We start from the raw sequence: 2,183 nt of genomic DNA on the forward strand, positions 1-2,183 counted from the left end.
ACCCCGAGGGCCCGTGGAACCCCGCCCACCCGACGCGACAGCCGGGCCACCAAGCTGACCACGGCCGCGAAATCACACTCCAGCCGAACCGATCAGCCACCCACCGGATGAGCGCGAAAGATCGAGGTTAGGCCTGTCTCGTGCTGGCGGCGATCCGGCGACGGATCGCCGCCAGTGCGCGATCCGCTTTGGAAAACTCGATTCTGGATCCTTTCCCGTCTTCGGTGCTGACTTTCGTCGTCACAGTAAAGCGATCGCCTGGCACCACGAGGGTGAACCGTTCTGCCACCGTATCTTTCTCCTCGGCGTCAACGAAGGCATAAGTAGGCTCAGCTTCATCAGTTTTCGTCGCGTCAGCTGGGAGGTCCAGGCGCACCGTCTTGACGTTCACCGACACTATATCTCGGTAGCGATATTCGCTCGTATGTTCCTCCGGCTCGCGTATGCCAGTGATGGAATCTAAGGTTGTCCGGTAGGCTCCCAGTTTTTGATCTGCCATACAGACGACAAAGACGGTGTACCGAGACGCGATATAACCCTCCCCCACTCGGGGGTGTCGCACCAGTTTGGTCTTTGGTGGTTCGGCCGGGCCGACTATGACGAGCGGATCGGTAATGCGCCCTGTGTTGCGTAGCTCTTCCATCACGATGCCGAGGCGTTTGAGGGCCCGGTCAACAATGACAGCTACATCCCGCTTAACCCAACGAGTTATTTGCTCTTCAGTTGGTAGATTATCCTCATAGATTCGCTGCCGCTCCCTGTATTCGACCAGTGCCTGATGGAAAATTCGGTTCTGTCGCCAGTTGCCGAATAGCGCGCCGAATGTCAGCCAGCCTCCGATGGATGCTACGGAGATCCCGACGACAGCGATGTACGGACCCGGTGATAGCACTGACCAGCCAGGGTTCCCGTAGGCGGTCATAAGGGCGATAGCTACCCAGATGATTACACTGCCGCCGATAAAAGGAAGGAGGCCGAAGATTGGGTTGAGGCGTGGTTCGCGCTCAGGCCTCGACGGTGCTGGGGTGAATAGTGTCCGCATCCTATGCTCACGCTCGCTTTGCTCCTCCTCACTGAGTGAGGGGAGAGCGATAGTAGGCGAAGAGCTGTCAGGGTTAGCCCTTCGAAAGAGCTTCTCCCATGTGGGGGATTCAGGTACCGATATCGCACTGACGATCCGCTTCGCCCAGTGCAAATCTAAGTCTGTAGCTGACTGCAGTACCTCGTCTGAGAGATCCGCCTCTATTAGGAAGGCGTGGTCGACGTCCTCGTTAAATATGGCCATCAAGACGGAGGCGGCGCGTGATTTCGGATCGAATTCGCGCGCCTGCGTTAGGAACGTTTGAATCTCGTTCTGGGTCTGGTCCGTGTGAGAGCGAGGCCGCTTGCCTTCCAGTCTGGCCAAGGCGTACTCGACTCGCACCTCGGCCATCTGATTTTTTGATGAGGACGGCTCGTGCTTCAAGTAGTCAATGTAATGCTGACAGGCCTGAACCCACCGTCGTTCCTCCAGCGCCCGGCGTGCTGCTTTCAGATGCTTTTCTGGATTTTGGTCTGCAGCGAAATAGTTCCCGATGTTCTGCTGATTTGCCACTGAAGCGTGATTGTTGACGTGCATCTCGCTCCGCGTAGACGCGCTTTCGGCTGGTTCGTTTTGTCTATCGGTGAGATCTGTCATATCACCCGCCAAGGGCTGCAGTTATCGCAGCTATAGCACCTGCGACCTTGGCGATGTCGTCAGCTGAAGCCCCGCCGATCGCCAGCATGTCCCGCAGTCGCACAAGGGCGGCCCTCAGCCGGCCGGTGGGCCGTCCGTTCGCCTCGTCCAGGCTCTCTCCGACTTCGGCAACGATCTCTGCGCCTACGCTTTTGGGAATAGCCCCGGCTGCCATCAGCTGTTTGAGCTGTGCAACTCCAGCATCGAGATCGGCTCTGGGGGAGACGAAGCTGCGGTCGATGTTGGTCTGGTTGGTGACTGATCCAAAGTTGTTGACCTGCATGTCATCCCTCGCTCAGTTCGTGGTCACCGTCGGTGACGTCTGTGGTAAGGGGAGTTGCCCTCTCTGCCAAGGTTTGTTGAGACAGATGTGGCTAGAGTGCATTTGAGTGACGAGGGCGAGTAAGGATCTCAACGAACTGTGAGCACGATGCTGGCTGAGCGCCCGAGGCCGTCGATCGTCCAT

Annotated in this window: 2 protein-coding genes; both read right to left on the minus strand. The window is 57.8% G+C overall.

Annotated elements, in window-relative coordinates:
* Nucleotides 1-127: 127 nt before the first annotated feature.
* Nucleotides 128-1,618 carry a hypothetical protein gene (locus HHX31_RS33340; protein WP_169953785.1) on the minus strand — a complete coding sequence of 497 codons (1,491 nt, stop codon included), beginning with the start codon at nucleotides 1,616-1,618 and terminating at the stop codon, nucleotides 128-130.
* Between the two features lie 61 nt (nucleotides 1,619-1,679).
* A complete protein-coding gene (locus HHX31_RS33345; protein WP_169953787.1) occupies nucleotides 1,680-2,000 on the minus strand; it encodes a hypothetical protein in 321 nt (106 codons plus the stop codon).
* Nucleotides 2,001-2,183: the final 183 nt, after the last annotated feature.

The sequence above is a fragment of the Microbispora sp. H11081 genome (assembly GCF_012999535.1).
Classification (GTDB): Bacteria; Actinomycetota; Actinomycetes; order Streptosporangiales; family Streptosporangiaceae; genus Microbispora.